Below are 15,699 nucleotides of genomic sequence, written 5' to 3' on the forward strand. Positions count from 1 at the left end.
GGTGAAGCAGGGGCTCAGTCGATGCCGGGCAGGATGTGGGGCTCCGCGAGGTCGTCCTCGTAGCCCGCGAGTCGGATCGGGGCCGCGTGGGCCCACACTTCGAGGCTCCCCAGCTCGCCGTTCTTGCGTGGCCGGTCGTTGCGTTCGGCCGGTCGCGGTTCCTGCTTCGTCAGTTCGGGTGTCACCGCGCACTCCTCTGTGTCGCGTACCTGTAGGACAAGTGCCGGTCGGTCGCGGTGGCGCCGTTCGTCGGGCGGGACCGCGGCCTTGGTGGAAGGCCTGTCCCTGGTCGACCGTGAGGATGGTGTGTCTCCCCGGTGGCCGACCGTGAACATCAGAGTAACCAAATGAGCGCGGCCGCGCTCTACCGGGCTCGAAAGTGTGACGCGATCGGGTGAAGTGAGCCGAAAGAGCGCCCCACCGGCCGGTGGGGCGCTCTTGTCAGGACGACGGGAGCCGCTTCCCGCGAGTGGGCGGGAGCCGCTTCCTACCAGTTGGCGCGGGCGTAGTCCTTGAGGAAGCAGCCGTAGAGGTCCTCGCCCTCCTCGCCGCGCACGATCGGGTCGTACACCCGGGCCGCGCCGTCGACCAGGTCCAGCGGGGCGTGGAAGCCCTCGTCGGCGAGGCGCAGCTTGTCGAAGTGCGGGCGCTCGTCGGTGATCCAACCGGTGTCGACGGAGGTCATGAGGATGCCGTCGGTCTCGAACATCTCCTGGCCGCTGGTCCGCGTCACCATGTTCATCGCGGCCTTCGCGGCATTGGTGTTCGGGTGTCCCGCACCCTTGTAACCGCGGCTGAAGACGCCCTCCATCGCGGACACGTTCACCACGTAGGAACGGCCGCTGGCCGCCTTCTTCGCGGCCTCGGCCATCACCGGCCGCAACGCGCTGATCAGGATGAACGGCGCCGTGTAGTTGCACAGCTGCGTTTCGAGCAGCTCCACCGGGGAGATCTGCTCGATGCTCTGCACCCAGGTGTTGCTCTCGACGACGTCCGGCACCAGGCCGCCCGCGTCGATGGCGGTGCCGTCGAGGTGCCGGGCGATGCTCGCGTTGCCCGCGACGAGCGCGAGGTCCGCGACCTGCTGCGCGTCGAGGCCGCTCACCCCTGCGGGCAGCGACGAGCCGCCCACCAGCTCGCCGACGGCGCCGGAGTTGAACGCGCCGATGACGTGATGGGCGGGAAGCTCACCGGCCGGCAGCGGCGCGCTCTCGCCGTCGACCAGGGCGGCGTACGCGGACGGCAGCCGGCGCACGGTCTGCGTCGCGTTGTTGATGAGGATGTCCAGGGGCCCGGCCTCGGCCATCTGGTCGGCGAGGGCCACGGCCTGGGCGGGGTCGCGCAGGTCGATGCCGACGACCTCAAGACGGTGCATCCAGTCCGCGGAGTCGTCCATCGCCTTGAAGCGGCGGATGGCGTCCTTGGGGAAGCGGGTGGTGATGGTGGTGTGGGCGCCGTCGCGCAGCAACCGCAGCGCGATGTACATCCCGATCTTCGCCCGGCCGCCGGTGAGCAGGGCGCGCTTGCCGGAGAGGTCGGCGCGGGCCTCGCGCTTGGCCCGGTTCTCGGCGGCGCATCTCTGGCAGAGCTGGTGGTAGAAGTAGTCGACCTCGACGAACCGCGTCTTGCACACGTAGCAGGAGCGCGGGCGCTGGAGTATCCCCGCGATCCGGCCCTCCTCGGTGACGGAGGAGGGCAGGATGCCCTCGGTCTCGTCGTCGATGCGCTGCGCGGAGCCCGTCGCGGTCGCCTCGGTGACCGCCTTGTCGTTGGCGGTCTTGGCGGCCCTGCGCTCCTGGCGGCGGCGCTGCTTCACGGTCCGGTAGATCCCGGCGGTGGCGCGCCGGACGAGGATCGCGTCCGGGTGGTCGACGTCCAGCTTGTCGAGCTCGTCGAGGACGGCGAGGCAGACGGCCAGGCGCTCGGGGTCGACGCCCGGCCCGTAGTCCTGGGTTTCTTCGGTCACCGTCATGGCCTTCGGGTTCCTCGTTCGCTCGTGCGTCGCCGTTCGCGGGCGGGCCGCCGTTCGTGGGCTTTCGAAAGGGCAACTTTACGGAGCGGGGGGCCGCGCCTCCAAACCCGTTCGGGGGGCGTGGTCGAAGACACAGTCGCCGCACAGGCCCGCGCCGGGGCAGCGGTAGTAGAGACAGCAACTGGCGCGGCGCAGCCGGGGGCCGCGGACCGTACCGGCGAGGTCGGGGTGGTCGAGGAGCCCGGAGACCAGTGCGGCGGCCCGTTCGGCCACGTCCGGGCGGCTGCGGGCGTTCGCCCAGCGGGTCAGTTCGCGCAGGGCCCCGGCGAGGGCGGAGCCCGCGTTGCCCCAGAGCAGGCGCGGTGAGACGCGGCCGTCGCGGCGCAGTGCCGCGTGCAGCGGCACCAGGTGGGCCTCCTGGACGGCCGCCCTGAGCTCGTCCACGGTGGCGGGACGGGTCGCGGAGCCGGCCCACCACAGGTCGTCGGGGGAGGTCAGTGCCCCGTCCCAGTACAGCTCGGCGGGGGCGAGGTCGGGGAAGCGGCCGTGGAGGGCGGCGGGGCCGAGGGCGGTGGACCAGAGCCTGGCCGCGAGCCCGAGGTGGGCGACGGAGGCCCCGACGCGCCGCTCGGGGGCACCGAGCCGGGCGGCGACCCGGTCCACGCGCGCGTGGAGGGGGCCGTCCTCCCCCGCGTACAACAGGGCGAGCGGGCGGTGCGCGCCGGCGCTCTCCGGCGCGGAGGTCCGCAGGGCGAAGAACCCGCCCACCGATCCACTTTCGACGAGATCCACCCGAGGTCCCCCTGGTTCGGTCCGGCCGGTCGATTCGGCTCCGGCGCGACGGTTCACGCCCACCGTAGCCGCCCTCGGACAGACGCCCGACACGGCTCGAAAAGGACCCTTTGCACCCGTTCCGACCTGCGGTGGCGTACGTCTCCAGGCGTACGCGGCGGCCTCGTACTGCGTCGGCGGTATCCCCGAAGACGTCCCCTGGTACGACGACGCGATCGCCCGGGAAGGAGGATCGTGGAAGGCATGAGTCCCCTTCTGCTGTCCGTCCTCCTGGCCCTGGTCTCGGCGGTCGCCTACGCGGCCGCGGCGATCGTGCAGGAGCGGGTCGCGGCCTCCGCCACCGGGCCGCGTTACGCGCCGCTGCGCAGCCGCGCCTGGTGGGGGTCCGTCCTGCTCAACGGCGTCGGCGCGGCTCTGCACGTCGCGGCCCTCGCGTACGGACCGCTCAGCCTGGTGCAGCCGCTGGGGGCCCTCACGATCGTGTTCGCGCTGCCCATGGCCGCCCTCTTCGTCGGCCGCAGGGCCGGCCGGCGGGCCTGGCGCGGCGCCCTGATGGCGACGGTGGGCCTGGCCGGGCTGCTCAGCCTCACCAGCGGCGCCGAGGCGCGGTCCCTGGCCGACGGCGACCGGTGGCTGCTCACGGTCTGCACCTTCGGTCTGGTGGGCGTCCTGTTCATGGCCGCGCACCTGGTGGGCAGGTCGGTGCTGCGCAGTGTGGTCCTCGCCGCGGCGGCGGGTGTCTCCTTCGGTATGGCCTCGGTCTTCACGAAGGCGGTCGCGGAGGTGTGGACCTCCGCCGCGCCGCTCGCCGAGTGGACCGGTCTGCTGGTCCTCTCGGCCTTCGCCGTGACCGGCCTGCTCCTCTCCCAGGCCTCGTACCGGGGCGCCGGGCTCGCCGCCCCGCTGGCCACCGTCACGGTGGTCAACCCGGTGGTCGCCGCCGCCGTGGGCCTGACGCTGTTCGGCGAGAGCTTCCGCTACGGCACGGCGGGTACCGTCGCCGCGCTGATCTGCGGCGCGGTCGCCGCGAGCGGCCTGGTCCAGCTCACGCTGGACCGGATGACGGTGCCGGTCGAGTCGTCGGCGGGGTCAGAGGGTGACGCCGCGGGCCCTGAGGTAGGCCAGGGGGTCGATGTCGGAGCCGTACCCGGGACCCGTCCGCACCTCGAAGTGGAGGTGCGGTCCCGAGCTGTTGCCGGTCGATCCTGAGCGCCCGATGCGCTGCCCCGCGTGGACCCGCTGGCCCTCGCGGACGGTGAGCGCGGAGAGGTGGGCGTACTGGCTGTAGCGGCCGTCGTCGTGGCGGAGCACGATCTGGTAGCCGTACGCGCCGCCCCACCCGGCGGAGACGATCCGCCCGGCGGCCACGGCCTTGACCGAGGTGCCGGTGGGCACGGGGAAGTCGACGCCGGTGTGGTAGCCGCTGGACCAGGAGGAGCCGCGGGTGCCGTAGCGGGTGCCGATGCCGGCGGCGATGGGGGCGGAGTAGCGGTCCTCCTGTGCCGCGGGGGGCCGCGGAGTGGAGGAGGGCCGGGAGGCGGGCTTGGCGCTGGGCTTCGCGGCCGGCCTGGCGGCGGGCTTGGTGCTCGGCTTCGCCGCGGGCCTGGCGGCCGGCTTGGTGCTGGGCTTCGCGGCCGTCCCCGACGCGGGCTTCGCTGCGGGCTTCGTCACCGGCTTCGCGACCGGCTTCGTCACGGGCTTCGCGGCGGGCTTCGTCGCCGACTGCGCGACGGGCCGGGTGCGGGGTGCCGGGACCTGCGTGGCGGGCTTCGCCGGCGGCGTCGTGGCCGCGGGGGGCTTCGGAGCCGCGGACTTCGTCGGGGGCGTGGTCCGCGGCAGGGTCGGGGCCTGCGGAGTGGCGGCCCTCGGAGCGGCGATGCGCAGCGTCAGACGCTGGCCGGGGTGGATGAGGTCGGGGTCGTCGCCGACGACGGGCCGGTTCGTCGCGTACAGCCGCTGCCAGCCGCCCTGGAGCCGCTCCTCGCGGGCGATCTTCGACAGGGAGTCGCCGGGTGTGACGGTGTACATCTCGCGGACGGTCGGCACGGCGGTGGGGCCGACGTTCCTCGCGGGCTGCTCGGGTAACGCGCGCTGCCCCGGCAGGGAGGCGGTCCTCACGTCGTTCCCGCCGCCCGCTGCCTTCGTGGCCGTGGCGCCGGGGGCGGGGTCCGGCGCGTCCCCGCCGCGGGCGAGGCCCGCGCGGGGCGCGCAGGACGGCCAGGCGCCGGGCCCCTGGCCCTTCAGGACGCGCTCGGCGATGGCGATCTGCTGGTCCTTGGAGGCGAGGTCGGCGCGCGGCGCGTAGTGCGTGCCGCCGTACCGCTCCCAGGTGGACTGGCTGAACTGGAGCCCGCCGAAGTAGCCGTTGCCCGTGTTGATCCGCCAGTTGGAGGTGGATTCGCAGGCCGCGACCTTCTCCCAGACATCGAGCGAGGCGGCCTGCACCGCGCCCGCGCCGATGAGCGGCAGCGCCATTCCGGCGCCTCCCGCGGTGACGGTGAGCGAGGCACGGTTGATCCGGCTCGGCTGGTGGCGGCGGTGACGTCCGCGTACGGCCATGGGCCCCCCTTGAACACAGCAGCAGCCGCCCAAGTTAGGGGTGGCGCACGCTCCGTGACAAGGGATACGCGAAAGCTCAAGCTCCTTTCGTCACCTTCGTGTTGACTCCGGGCGCCGGTCGGCGGGGCCCGGCTGGGGCTGAGGCTCCGGTTCCGGTACGGGTCCGCCGGGCTGAGGAGCCGGGCCGGGCTCAGGGCTCGGAGGCACCGGGACCGGGTTCGGCGGGGGCACGGGCGGCGGTACCGGAGGGGGTATGGGCGGCGGGACGGGAGTGGGGGGCGGGCCGGGAAAGGGGGGACGGGTCATGACGGGCCTCTCTGTCGACGGGTTCGTCCGTCTCCAGGGTGGCCCGACCGGACCCGGCGCGCCCGCCGGGCCACGTCCTTCGGGTCAGCGGGCGTCGCGGTCCCCGGCTGCGGCGGTCCGCGCGGCGGCCACCGCCGCGGCCGCCGCGGCGAGCCCCGGACGAGGGCTGGCCAGGACGGGCCGCCGGGTGGTCATCCGCTCGACGGCGTCCGCCATGGACGCCTGGGCGAGTACGACGACACTGTCGTCCGTCCCGGTCCACGGGGCGCGGTCCACGGCCGCCGCCACGGCGTCCAGGTAGCCGTCCCGGTCCCCCGTCTCGAACAACTCCCAGGCCTCGTCGACCACCGCGGTGGTGATGATCGAGGTCTCCGGTCCGGACTCCTCCGCGATGAGGGCGACGGTGGGTTCCAGGGTGGAGCGCAGGGCGGCCACCACGATGACCCGGGGGAAGCGGGCGGCCTCGGCGGCCATCGGCCGGTCGACGCGGAGCACGGGTACGCCGAGGCGGCCCGCCTGCCGCTCGGCGACGGCGCCGATCGTGGAGCAGGTGCAGAGGACGGCGTCGGCGCCGTCCCCGACGGCGGCCGCGAGCGCGGTCGCCACGGACTCGGTGACCGCCTCGGGCCCCGCGTCCCGGGCCCGTACGAGCAACTCCTCGTCGACGATGTGGCGGAGGGCGAGCCCGGGGTGGTCCAGGTCCCGCAGCCCGTCGAAGACGGGGACGTGGACCGGCGAGGTGTGCAGCAGGGCCAGGGTGCCGGCCGGGGTCACCACAGCTCCGGAGTGGCCTTCAGCTGGAGCTTCGCCGCGCGGACCACCTCGGACGGAGGGACCGGGGCCTCGTCGGGGTGCCGCTCGGCCCACTTGGCGGCGTAGGGGCAGAGCGGCACGACGGGCACGCCCTCGTCGGCGGCGATCGTGTAGAACTCGCGCACGAGCGCCCCCGCGATCCCCTTGCCCTCGTTGCCCTCCTCGACGACCGTGTGCACGGCCACGAGCGCGTGGGGCTCGGCGTCCAGGACGAAGTAGACGACGACACCGACGAAGGCGTCGTCCTCGAACGCCTCCAGGCGCCCGTTCGCCCGGTCGTCACGGATCTTCAACTCGGCCACGCGGCGGCTCTCCCTCGACTCGGACGGATCAGCTCTGTACGGAAACGGGCGCCGGCGCGGGGACGGCGTGCGGACCCCGCACCGTGTCGCTGCCGGGGACGGGCGCGGACGCGTCGGTCCCGAGCTCGACGATGCGGTTGTCGCCGTCGACGTGCACGACGCGCGGGACGAACGTCCGGGCCTCCGCGTCCTCGACCTGCGCGTAACTGATGAGGATCACGAGGTCACCGGGGTGCACGAGGTGAGCGGCGGCGCCGTTGATCCCGATGACTCCGGAGCCGCGCTCGCCCTCGATGACGTAGGTCTCGAGCCGGGCCCCGTTGTCGATGTCGACGATGTGCACCAGTTCACCGGGGAGGAGGTCGGCCGCCTCCATCAGGTCCGCGTCGACGGTGACCGACCCCACGTAGTGCAGGTCCGCCTGGGTCACGGTCGCCCGGTGGATCTTGGACTTGAATATCGTTCGAAGCATTGAGGTACTCCTGGACATAGGCTCCCTGCCTGCGTTTTTGCAGGTCAAGGGCTGTTTCCACACCTTACAACGAGTCGCAAGTTCGGGCACCTGTCCCCAGGTTTTTCAGGACTCAGGCTGACCACTTGCTGACTTTACTGACGCATCATCAGGCGATGCCAAGGGGCTGCCTAGGCATGCCCCGGCTCCACCGCGACGACCTCAAGCCTACGCAGTGCACCCACAGAAGCCCTCGTGACCACCATCACTCTCGCGGTACGGCGGCACACGATCCGTGTGAGCACGAGAACTCGCCGCCGCCGGAAGCCGCAGACAGCGCGGCTGTCTAGCAGCAATCTCCGGCCGAGCAAAACCAGCTCTTCTCGTGACCATGGCCTAGTACTCCAGCCGTAGATCGTGATCTTCACGTCTGACCGGCTTGCCGTCGATAGTGGCTGGCCTGGGCGCGGGCTTGGTGGCGACGTCGCCGGCAGGACCAGTCGAGCTGGTGGGCCGCGTCGCGGACGGACCGGATGACGAGCGTGGTGAACAGGCGCTGGATCTCGTGGCAGGTGAGCGGTATCAGGTCGGCCGGTCCGGGTTGCCGGCTGCGCTCGTCGGCTCGGACGACTGCGAGGAAGGCGTGGGCGAGCATGGCGAGGGTGACCCAGCGGGACCAGGAAGCGAAGCGGCGGACCTGGTGCTCGTCCAGTCCGGCCAAGCCCTTGCCGGACTGGAAGAACTCCTCCACCCGCCACCGTGACCCCGCGACTCTCACCAGCGTGGGCAGCGGCACGGGGGTGGTCGAGTAGCAGCGGTAGAAGGCGAGTTCACCCGTGCCGCGGTTGCGGCGGATCAGCAGCTGGTAGCTGCCGGGGCCGGGGTGGACGAGGTCGATGACGGCCCAGTCGTAGAAGCGGTGTCCCTGCGCCCCGGTCCCGGCGGACAGTTTCTGCCAGGCCCTCTTCGGCAGCTTCTTGGCCAGGGCGTCCGCGTGGCCCGCGTCCAGGAACCGGCCGATCATGCGGGCGGCCAGCTCCGGCTTGGTGGCGAACACGGTCTCCCCGCCGAGCCCGGCGGCCCGGCAGCGGTCGGGCTGGTCGGTCCACGAGCGCGGCACGTACAACTCCCGGTCCACCGCGGCGTGACCGCGCCGCCCCGCGTAGACGAGGTGGACAGCGACCTGCGAGTTCTCGATCCTGCCCGCCGTGCCGGTGTACTGGCGCTGGACACCGACCGTGTGGGTGCCCTTCTTCACGTCCCCGCTCTCGTCGACCACCAGCACCGCTTGGTCGTCGCGCAGATGCTCCACCACGTACTCGCGGACCTCGTCGCGCACCAGGTCGGCGTCCCACTTGGCCCGGCCCAGCAGGTGCTGCATCCCGTCCGGAGTCGCATCGCCGGCCCACTCGGCGATCGTCCAGCAGTTCTTGCGCGGCAGGTCAGACGGCAGACCGAGCACCAACAACCTCACCCGGCGCCGGGGCTCGACCCGCGTGAACCGCCCCGCGATCCGGCCCACCAGGCCCTCGAACGCGTCCTGCCAGCGGGCGGGATCTATGCTGTGACCTGCGGCCACCGTCTCTTCGTCAGTCCACACGACTCACGATGATCAACGGTGGCCGCACCTGTGTCGGCACAGGCCCTGACCAGCGAAGTCACGCAGTGCCGCTACTGGCTAGACTCGAATCAGGGGCATCTCAAGGTCGGAGGTGACTCCATGCCCGCTATCCTCTTCGTCCGGATCACATCCGGACTCGATGCGCAGGAGTTCGAGCGGCGCCTGCTGGAGCGGCGGCCCCGCTTCCGTGACGTACCCGGTCTCCTGCAGAAGGTCTACGGCCGCGACAGCGCGACCGGCGACGTGTGCGGCATCTACTTCTTCGAGAGCCAGGAGGCGCTCGACGCGTTCCGGGAGACCGAGCTTGCCCGCACCATCCCTGCCGCGTACGAAGCGGTCGAGGTCCGTCGCGAGGTGTACGAAGTGCTCTATTCGCTGCGGCCCGACCGGGGGCCCTTTGCCGAGTCCGGCCACCCGGCGGCGTGACCCGCCGACGACTGGCGCGAGGGCATCAGACCGAGCCCGTGCCAGCCGCTACCAGCGCCAAGCAGCGCAACAACCGTGAAGATCACGATCTACGGCTGGAGTCCTAGGACCTGCCCGACAAAGAATCTTGGGGTGGGTTCGTGGAACTAGAGGGCGAGTGCGGCAAGGCGGAATCCAGCCTTGTGGCGGCCGCAGGTTTGTCGAATTGGGTGGCGATCGCACGGACGCTGCTTCAGGCGACCGAAGCAGCATGCAAACGCGTCCAAACTGTCAGCCGAGCCTACGAAGGCCCGAACCACTGACCTTCGCTTATTGATCGAGATCCACTGTCGGTACTCGCTGGAGATCCGGAGGGCTCAAGAGAGGACGGGCAGGGAATCTGAGGCATCACCTGCTGTCCCGCGGTCGTCTGCAGACCAGCCCTTACTCTCGCCGCGCCCGGGATCCAGACGGTGTACGTACGCCCGACCGTCCCGCGCGACACGATCGGGACGTACGCGCTGCGCGACGCGGGCGGCTTCGGGGCCGCGAGCCATGCCCCCCTTACCCGTCCGCGGGAAGCCGTGGGAGATCCGACCCATCGGAGCCGGGTCGGATCGGCGGGCGTGGCAGACCGGATCTTCGTGTCGGGCCTCGGTCGAAGATCCGGCGCTGTCATCAGCTCTTGGTCAGGGTGCAGGTGTAGGTGGCGGTTCCGCTGCCGCTGTAGGCCTCCACATCGACGTAGTACGTACCGGTCCCGGAGGCGGTTCTGGTGAAGGTGAGGTTCTCGTCGGTGCCGGCGCCGTCGTTGACGGAGCGCTCCAGTGTGCTGCCGGCCGAGTCCAGGAGGTAGGCGTCGGCGTCGTACGCGGCGGGGACGGCGCACTGCACGGACGCGGTCTGCCCGGATGCCAGCCCGACCTTGAAGTAGTCGCGGTCACTCGTCGACTTCATGGTGCCGGTGACGGAGCCGGGTGATGCCAGGGCGGTGGCGTCGTCGGCCGTGTCCCGGGTGTCGTTCGGCTCGCTCTCGGCGAGCGTGCTCCCGCCCGAACTGCCGCAGTTCGTCACGGGCGTGCCGTTGTAGAGATTGGCGTCGGGGACGCCGTTGGTGACGCTGCGCAGGTAGTAGCCGCAGGTGGGGCGGTTCTTGAAGTCGAAGGTCGCCCCGGGCGTGAGGCGCCAGATCTTGAAGCCGGAGTACGTCAGTGGCTTGCGGTCGACGGCCTGCTCGGGCTGGTGGTCGGCGAGGACGACGTAGGCGTCCTTGCCGTACTGGGTGGCCCTGCCGTCGCGGTCGATGAACAGCGAGCCGCCGCCCTCCTCGACGCCGACGCCCCAGGCGGCGCCACCCGGTGTGAGGCCGTCCTTCACCGCCCGGGCGAGGAACGCCATGGTGCGGCCCATGCGGTCGCGGGTCACGAAGTGGGAGTCGTTGACGACACCGCCGTAGTTGGCCCACTGGAACATGCCGGTGGTGAAGCTGATGTACCGGTCGTAGGGGTTGGCCAGTGCTTCGCCGCTGGTGACGCTGCCGTTGCAGGCGTCGTACACGACGGGGCTGTTGATGTGATGGCCGGCGCTGCCTCCTCCCGAACCGCCTCCCTTGGCCACCACGGACTCCACGGAGGCTTCGAGGGGGGTTCCCTTCCAGGCGGCGTACCGGCACTGGTCGCCGCCGGCGAAGTAGACGAACTCGGCGTTGCGAACGTCCGTGTTGACCTGGCTGTTGTTGCCGTCCGCGGCCGTGGTGAGGGTCCAGGTCGTACAGGAGTTGACTCCCGTCAGACCCGTGACGGAGTCGCACTCGGGGGTCTTGCTGCCCGATGTGGGCGCCGAGCCGGCGAGGACGACGACATCGATGCTGCCGGTTCCGCCGCGGATGTCGTCGATGGCCCGTGTCATCGAGGCCGCGACGACACCGCCGGCACCGTTCATCGTGAACGCGGGCCCGTTCCACGAGGCGCGGCTCACGTCGGAGGCGCTGCCCAGCCTGATCCTGTCCGCGGCCGCGTGGGCGGGCTGCTGGATCGTCATGGCTGCGGTCACCGCTATCAGGGCGACGGCGAGTGGTGCGGTCCTGCGTGAGAGGCGTGACGTCATCTGCGCTCCAGAAGAAGGGGTGGGGCATGCGGCACCGCGGACGGACGCCACGAGGGCAACTGTGTCCCTCGCGGGCTCCGAGGATTGGTAGCGGAACATACAAGCCATCCGCTGGAACGGGAAGATGTAAGACGTCGGCAACCTCTTGAGCCCTTGAGAGCTGCCGAATGCACCAGACAAATACGGACTGAACGGCATACCGAACACCCTGAGGTCCGCGTTACGTGAACGTAACGTGAGATACATCTAGCCAGTTTGATGATTGATATGTAACTTCCCTGCTGTGGCCGACGGCCAGAATCCGCCGGCAAGAATCCTCGAGAGGATCCACCCCGATGAACACGCGTCTCGCCCACCGCGCGGCGGCCGCCGCCGTAGCGACCACAGCGCTCATGTCCCTCTCCGCATGCGGGGGCGACGGCTCCACCCCCAAGGCGGCCGACAAGGTCTCCGTCGCCGGCGTGGAGATCGAGAAGGACCAGTCCCTGCACGACATGCTGCCCGAGAAGATCAAGAAGGCCGGCAAGGTCAGGGTGGCCACCGACGTCCCCTACCCGCCCTTCGAGATGTTCGTGAAGGAGGGCGGGAGCGAACTGACCGGCCTGGACTACGACCTGGGCCAGGCGCTCGGCGGCAAGCTCGGTGTGACGTTCGCCTTCACCCCGCAGAAGTTCGACGGCATCGTCCCGGCCATCCAGGCCGGCAAGTTCGACGTCGCGATGTCGGCCATCACTGACAACAAGGACCGTCAGAAGGTCGTGGACTTCGTCGACTACTCGCAGTCCGGATCGGGCGTCCTCGTCCCGGAGGGCAACCCGGCCAAGATCACCACGCTGGACACCCTGTGCGGACAGAAGGTCGCGGTACAGGCCGCGACCAACCAGCTCGACCTGCTGAAGGGCCATCAGGCGGCCTGCGCGAAGGCGGGCAAGGGGAAGATCGACATCCAGACCTTCCCCAAGGACTCCGACGCCCAGCTCGCCCTGCGCTCCGGCAAGGCCGTCGCCCAGGTCCTCACCAAGCCCGCCGCCGGCTGGGTCGCCAAGACCGCCGACGACGGCAAGACCTTCGACCTCGTCGACGACCCCGATGCACCCGGAGGTTACAACGCCTCCCCCAACGGCATCGCCGTCAGCAAGGAACTGCCCGAGCTGACCGACGCGATCCTCAAGGCCCTGCAGGCCCTCCTCGACGACGGCACCGTCGCGGCGATCTACAACCAGTACGGCGTCGCGTCGATCGCCGTCCCCAAGGCCACCAAGAACGCGGCGGTGGACTAGAGATGATCGGCACCAAGGCGCCCACCGTGACCACCCCCAAGGGTGATCCGCACGCCCAGGACCTCGAAGTCGTCCCCCTCCGCAACTACGGGCGCTGGATCGCCGCGGTCGCGTCGCTGCTGGCCCTCGTCGGACTGATCGGCTCCCTCGCCAAGAACGACAACCTGCACTGGGACGTCGTCGGCCACTACCTCTTCGCCGACCTCATCTTCGACGGACTCGCCACCACCCTCTGGCTGACCGCCGCCGCCATGGCCCTCGGCCTGGCGCTCGGAACACTGATCGCCGTCATGAGGCTGTCCACCAGCCCCGTCCTCCACGGCCTGGCCACCGCGTTCGTCTGGGTCTTCCGCGGCACCCCCCTGCTCGTACAGATCATCTTCTGGGGTTACGCGGCCGCCCTCTACCAGTACGTGAAGATCGGCGTCCCGTTCACCGACATCACGTTCTTCCAGGCCGAGACCAACTCCCTCCTCACCCCCGCGATCGCGGCCCTGCTCGCCCTGGGCCTCAACGAGGCCGCCTACGCCTCGGAGATCGTCCGCGCCGGCATCCAGTCCGTCGACCCCGGCCAGACCGAAGCCGCGCACTCGCTCGGCATGCGCCCCGCGCTCACCATGCGACGGATCGTCCTGCCCCAGGCCATGCGCGTCATCATCCCGCCGATGGGCAACGAGACCATCAACATGCTCAAGATGACCGCCCTCGTCTCGGTCATCTCCGCCCACGACCTCATGTCGAACATCCAGGACGTCTACGCCCAGAACTACCAGGTCATCCCCATGCTGGTCGTCGCCAGCCTCTGGTACCTCGCGCTCGTCACCCTGCTCAGCATCCCCCAGGCATGGCTGGAACGACGCTACGGCCGCGGTACCACGGGGGCCGGGCAGGTCTCTCCGCTCCGGCGCATGCTCGGCGGAGCCATGGAGCGGATCGGCAAGAACGACAAGGAGCGGAGCCGATGAGCACTCCCATGGTGCGTGCCCAAGGCGTGCGCAAGCATTTCGGCAGGCTCGAGGTGCTCAAGGGCATCGACCTCACCGTGGAACGCGGCCAGGTCTGCTGTCTCCTGGGCCCCTCCGGTTCCGGCAAGTCCACCTTCCTGCGCTGCATCAACCACCTGGAGAAGGTCGACGGCGGCAAGCTCACCGTCGACGGAGAACTGGTCGGATACCGGCAGCACGGCAACAGGCTGCACGAGCTGCGCGAGCGCGAAGTCGCCGAACACCGCCGGGACATCGGCATGGTCTTCCAGCGGTTCAACCTCTTCCCGCACATGACGGCCCTGGAGAACGTCATGGAGGCCCCCGTCAGGGTCGGCGCCGTCGCCAGGAGCGCCGCCCGCGAGCACGCACAGAGCCTCCTCGAACAGGTCGGCCTGGCGGACAGGGCCCGCCACTATCCCGCTCAGCTGTCCGGCGGACAGCAGCAGCGCGTCGCCATCGCCCGCGCGCTCGCCATGAAGCCCAAGCTGATGCTCTTCGACGAGCCGACCTCCGCACTGGACCCCGAACTCGTGGGCGACGTACTGGACGTCATGCGACAGCTCGCCGCCGACGGCATGACCATGGTCGTCGTCACCCACGAGATCGGCTTCGCCCGCGAGGTCGGCGACACCGCCGTCTTCATGGACGAAGGCGTCGTCGTCGAAGCCGGCGACCCCCGCCGGGTACTCGTCGACCCGGAACAGGAACGCACCCGCGCCTTCCTGTCCAAGGTCCTGTGAGCGCCCCTGCCCGCCGGCGGGAAGTGGCCACGGAGCTCCTCGACCTGGCCCGCGCCCACCGCTCCCCGTACCTGCGCGATCTCGAGACCCTCGTCTCCATCGACTCCGGGTCCTACAGCGCCGAAGGGGTCGACAAGGTCGCAGACTGGGTGGAGCAACGCCTGGGCCTTCTCGGATTCGACGTCGAGCGCGTCAGCTTCCCCCCCGAAGCCGGACAGCGGTCCGGCGACGCGCTGATCGGCCGCAGACGAGGCACGCTCCCCGAATCCCAAGGCGGCAGGAGGATCCTTCTCGCGGGCCACATGGACACCGTCTTCGAGGACGGAACCGCCGCCGCACGCCCCTTCCGGACGCACGGCTCCCTCGCTCACGGGCCCGGGGTGAGCGACGACAAGGGAGGCCTGCTGGCAGGCCTCACCGCCCTGGAGGTCCTCGCCGAGCACGGTACCGAGGCCTACGACGAGCTGGTGTTCCTGGCCACGCCCGACGAGGAGATCGGCTCACCGGCCAGCCGCGGTCTCATCGAACGCACCGCCCGGGGCATGCACTACGGTCTCGGGCTCGAATGCGCCCGGGAGAACGGCGACCTCGTCATCGCCCGCAAAGGCGTCGCCGACTTCCGCCTCACCGTCACCGGCAGAGCCGCGCACGCCGGCATCGAACCCGAGCGCGGCGCCAACGCCGCCCTCGCGGCCGCGCACCTGATCGTCGCCCTCCAAGCCCTCAACGGCCACTGGGACGACGTCACCCTCAACGTGGGCGTGGTCAGGGCCGGCACGCGCGCCAACATCGTCTGCCCGGAAGCAGAACTGCGCGTCGAAGTGCGCGCGGCCACCACGGCCGACGTCCGGCGTGTGAAGCGGGCCATCCAGGAAGCCGCGGACCGCCCCACCGTGCCCGGCACCAGCGTCGTCGTCGAGCAGCTCGACCTCTGCCCGCCGATGGAGGACACCCCTGCCGCGCGCCACATGCTCGACAAGGCCCGGCAGGCGGCACGGGCGGTCGGCGTGGAACTCGGCGCCACGGCCACGGGCGGAGTCGGGGACGCCAACCTCATCGCCGGAATGGGTGTCCCGACCCTCGACGGGCTCGGGCCCGTCGGCGGTGCCGACCACACCCCCCAGGAATGGCTCGACATCTCCAGCGTCCCCCAGCGCGTCGCCGTACTCGCCGCGCTCATCGCCTCCCTCGGTGACGCGAGAAACACCTGAACCGCCTCCGACCGGACGAACCCGCGAGACCCCTCGCACGCCGTTCCCCGCTCTCCCCCTGTCCGCAGGAAGCACATGCCGCACCCCCGCCCGCGCGGAACCGGCCTTGGCGCCCGCACACGGGCAAGGGTCCGGTCCGGCTCATCCACCCCCCG

15 protein-coding genes are annotated in these 15,699 nt (G+C 70.8%); 6 read left to right on the forward strand and 9 right to left on the reverse strand.

Going from position 1 to position 15,699, the window contains the following annotated elements:
• Positions 1–14 precede the first annotated feature (14 nt).
• The 3 genes from ABT034_RS11945 to ABT034_RS11955 all read right to left on the reverse strand — a co-directional run bounded on the left by ABT034_RS11945 (position 15) and on the right by ABT034_RS11955 (position 2,764).
• Entirely contained in the window at positions 15–185 is a 171-nt protein-coding gene (locus tag ABT034_RS11945) for a hypothetical protein (RefSeq protein ID WP_198942251.1), read from the reverse strand.
• A 302-nt stretch (positions 186–487) separates the two neighbouring features.
• Positions 488–1,972 carry an SDR family NAD(P)-dependent oxidoreductase gene (locus tag ABT034_RS11950; protein WP_351213931.1) on the reverse strand — a complete coding sequence of 495 codons (1,485 nt, stop codon included), beginning with the start codon at positions 1,970–1,972 and terminating at the stop codon, positions 488–490.
• 78 nt (positions 1,973–2,050) lie between these two features.
• Positions 2,051–2,764, reverse strand: coding sequence for a (2Fe-2S)-binding protein (locus ABT034_RS11955; RefSeq protein ID WP_351213933.1), 714 nt, complete (start codon positions 2,762–2,764; stop codon positions 2,051–2,053).
• A 243-nt stretch (positions 2,765–3,007) separates the two neighbouring features.
• Here ABT034_RS11955 and ABT034_RS11960 point away from each other — a divergent pair, with 243 nt between their 5' ends.
• Positions 3,008–3,973 carry a DMT family transporter gene (locus tag ABT034_RS11960; RefSeq protein WP_351213935.1) on the forward strand — a complete coding sequence of 322 codons (966 nt, stop codon included), beginning with the start codon at positions 3,008–3,010 and terminating at the stop codon, positions 3,971–3,973.
• Here ABT034_RS11960 and ABT034_RS11965 read toward each other — a convergent pair.
• The 5 genes from ABT034_RS11965 to ABT034_RS11985 all read right to left on the reverse strand — a co-directional run bounded on the left by ABT034_RS11965 (position 3,854) and on the right by ABT034_RS11985 (position 8,774).
• Positions 3,854–5,323, reverse strand: a complete 1,470-nt coding sequence (locus tag ABT034_RS11965) for a transglycosylase family protein (RefSeq protein WP_351213937.1) — start codon at positions 5,321–5,323, stop codon at positions 3,854–3,856. The genes ABT034_RS11960 and ABT034_RS11965 overlap by 120 nt on opposite strands.
• Before the next feature lie 390 nt (positions 5,324–5,713).
• Complete coding sequence (locus ABT034_RS11970; protein WP_351213939.1) at positions 5,714–6,406, reverse strand: arylsulfatase; 693 nt, start codon at positions 6,404–6,406, stop codon at positions 5,714–5,716.
• Positions 6,400–6,744, reverse strand: a complete 345-nt coding sequence (locus ABT034_RS11975; RefSeq protein ID WP_351213941.1) for a GNAT family N-acetyltransferase — start codon at positions 6,742–6,744, stop codon at positions 6,400–6,402. Before ABT034_RS11975 ends, ABT034_RS11970 begins: the two co-directional genes overlap by 7 nt.
• A 28-nt stretch (positions 6,745–6,772) precedes the next feature.
• The gene (panD, locus tag ABT034_RS11980; RefSeq protein ID WP_351213943.1) at positions 6,773–7,216 is read right to left on the reverse strand and encodes an aspartate 1-decarboxylase; all 444 of its coding nucleotides are present in this window, start codon (positions 7,214–7,216) and stop codon (positions 6,773–6,775) included.
• Positions 7,217–7,619: 403 nt separating this feature from the next.
• A complete protein-coding gene (locus ABT034_RS11985) occupies positions 7,620–8,774 on the reverse strand; it encodes an IS701 family transposase (RefSeq protein WP_502972897.1) in 1,155 nt (384 codons plus the stop codon).
• 39 nt (positions 8,775–8,813) lie between these two features.
• On the opposite strand from ABT034_RS11985, the gene ABT034_RS11990 reads away from it, so the two are divergent.
• Complete coding sequence (locus ABT034_RS11990; protein WP_351213945.1) at positions 8,814–9,242, forward strand: YdhR family protein; 429 nt, start codon at positions 8,814–8,816, stop codon at positions 9,240–9,242.
• A gap of 657 nt (positions 9,243–9,899) precedes the next feature.
• Here the strand turns inward: ABT034_RS11990 and ABT034_RS11995 are convergent.
• The gene (locus ABT034_RS11995; protein WP_351213947.1) at positions 9,900–11,327 is read right to left on the reverse strand and encodes a pre-peptidase C-terminal domain-containing protein; all 1,428 of its coding nucleotides are present in this window, start codon (positions 11,325–11,327) and stop codon (positions 9,900–9,902) included.
• 335 nt (positions 11,328–11,662) lie between these two features.
• Here ABT034_RS11995 and ABT034_RS12000 point away from each other — a divergent pair, with 335 nt between their 5' ends.
• Genes ABT034_RS12000 through ABT034_RS12015 form a run of 4 tightly spaced genes read left to right on the forward strand, consistent with a single transcriptional unit; the run spans position 11,663 to position 15,544 of the window.
• Positions 11,663–12,607: an ABC transporter substrate-binding protein gene (locus ABT034_RS12000; RefSeq protein WP_351213949.1), complete on the forward strand. Its 945-nt coding sequence runs from the start codon at positions 11,663–11,665 to the stop codon at positions 12,605–12,607.
• A gap of 2 nt (positions 12,608–12,609) precedes the next feature.
• On the forward strand, positions 12,610–13,572 hold the full coding sequence (locus tag ABT034_RS12005; protein ID WP_351213951.1) for an amino acid ABC transporter permease: 963 nt from the start codon (positions 12,610–12,612) through the stop codon (positions 13,570–13,572).
• A complete protein-coding gene (locus ABT034_RS12010) occupies positions 13,569–14,333 on the forward strand; it encodes an amino acid ABC transporter ATP-binding protein (protein ID WP_502972888.1) in 765 nt (254 codons plus the stop codon). The genes ABT034_RS12005 and ABT034_RS12010 overlap by 4 nt, the downstream gene beginning before the upstream one ends.
• Complete coding sequence (locus ABT034_RS12015) at positions 14,330–15,544, forward strand: M20 family metallopeptidase (protein ID WP_351213953.1); 1,215 nt, start codon at positions 14,330–14,332, stop codon at positions 15,542–15,544. Before ABT034_RS12010 ends, ABT034_RS12015 begins: the two co-directional genes overlap by 4 nt.
• Positions 15,545–15,699: the final 155 nt, after the last annotated feature.

Origin of the sequence: Streptomyces sp. NPDC002773, assembly GCF_040295605.1 — a bacterium.
Taxonomy (GTDB): domain Bacteria; phylum Actinomycetota; class Actinomycetes; order Streptomycetales; family Streptomycetaceae; genus Streptomyces.

Bases quoted from the DNA above. Each gene is read 5' to 3' on its own strand.
- ABT034_RS11995 (WP_351213947.1), bottom strand. From the start codon at position 11,327: ATGACGTCACGCCTCTCACGCAGGACCGCACCACTCGCCGTCGCCCTG.
- ABT034_RS12005 (WP_351213951.1), top strand. From the start codon at position 12,610: ATGATCGGCACCAAGGCGCCCACCGTGACCACCCCCAAGGGTGATCCG.
- ABT034_RS11950 (WP_351213931.1), bottom strand. From the start codon at position 1,972: ATGACGGTGACCGAAGAAACCCAGGACTACGGGCCGGGCGTCGACCCC.
- ABT034_RS12010 (WP_502972888.1), top strand. From the start codon at position 13,569: ATGAGCACTCCCATGGTGCGTGCCCAAGGCGTGCGCAAGCATTTCGGC.
- ABT034_RS11960 (WP_351213935.1), top strand. From the start codon at position 3,008: ATGAGTCCCCTTCTGCTGTCCGTCCTCCTGGCCCTGGTCTCGGCGGTC.
- ABT034_RS12000 (WP_351213949.1), top strand. From the start codon at position 11,663: ATGAACACGCGTCTCGCCCACCGCGCGGCGGCCGCCGCCGTAGCGACC.
- ABT034_RS11965 (WP_351213937.1), bottom strand. From the start codon at position 5,323: ATGGCCGTACGCGGACGTCACCGCCGCCACCAGCCGAGCCGGATCAAC.
- panD (WP_351213943.1), bottom strand. From the start codon at position 7,216: ATGCTTCGAACGATATTCAAGTCCAAGATCCACCGGGCGACCGTGACC.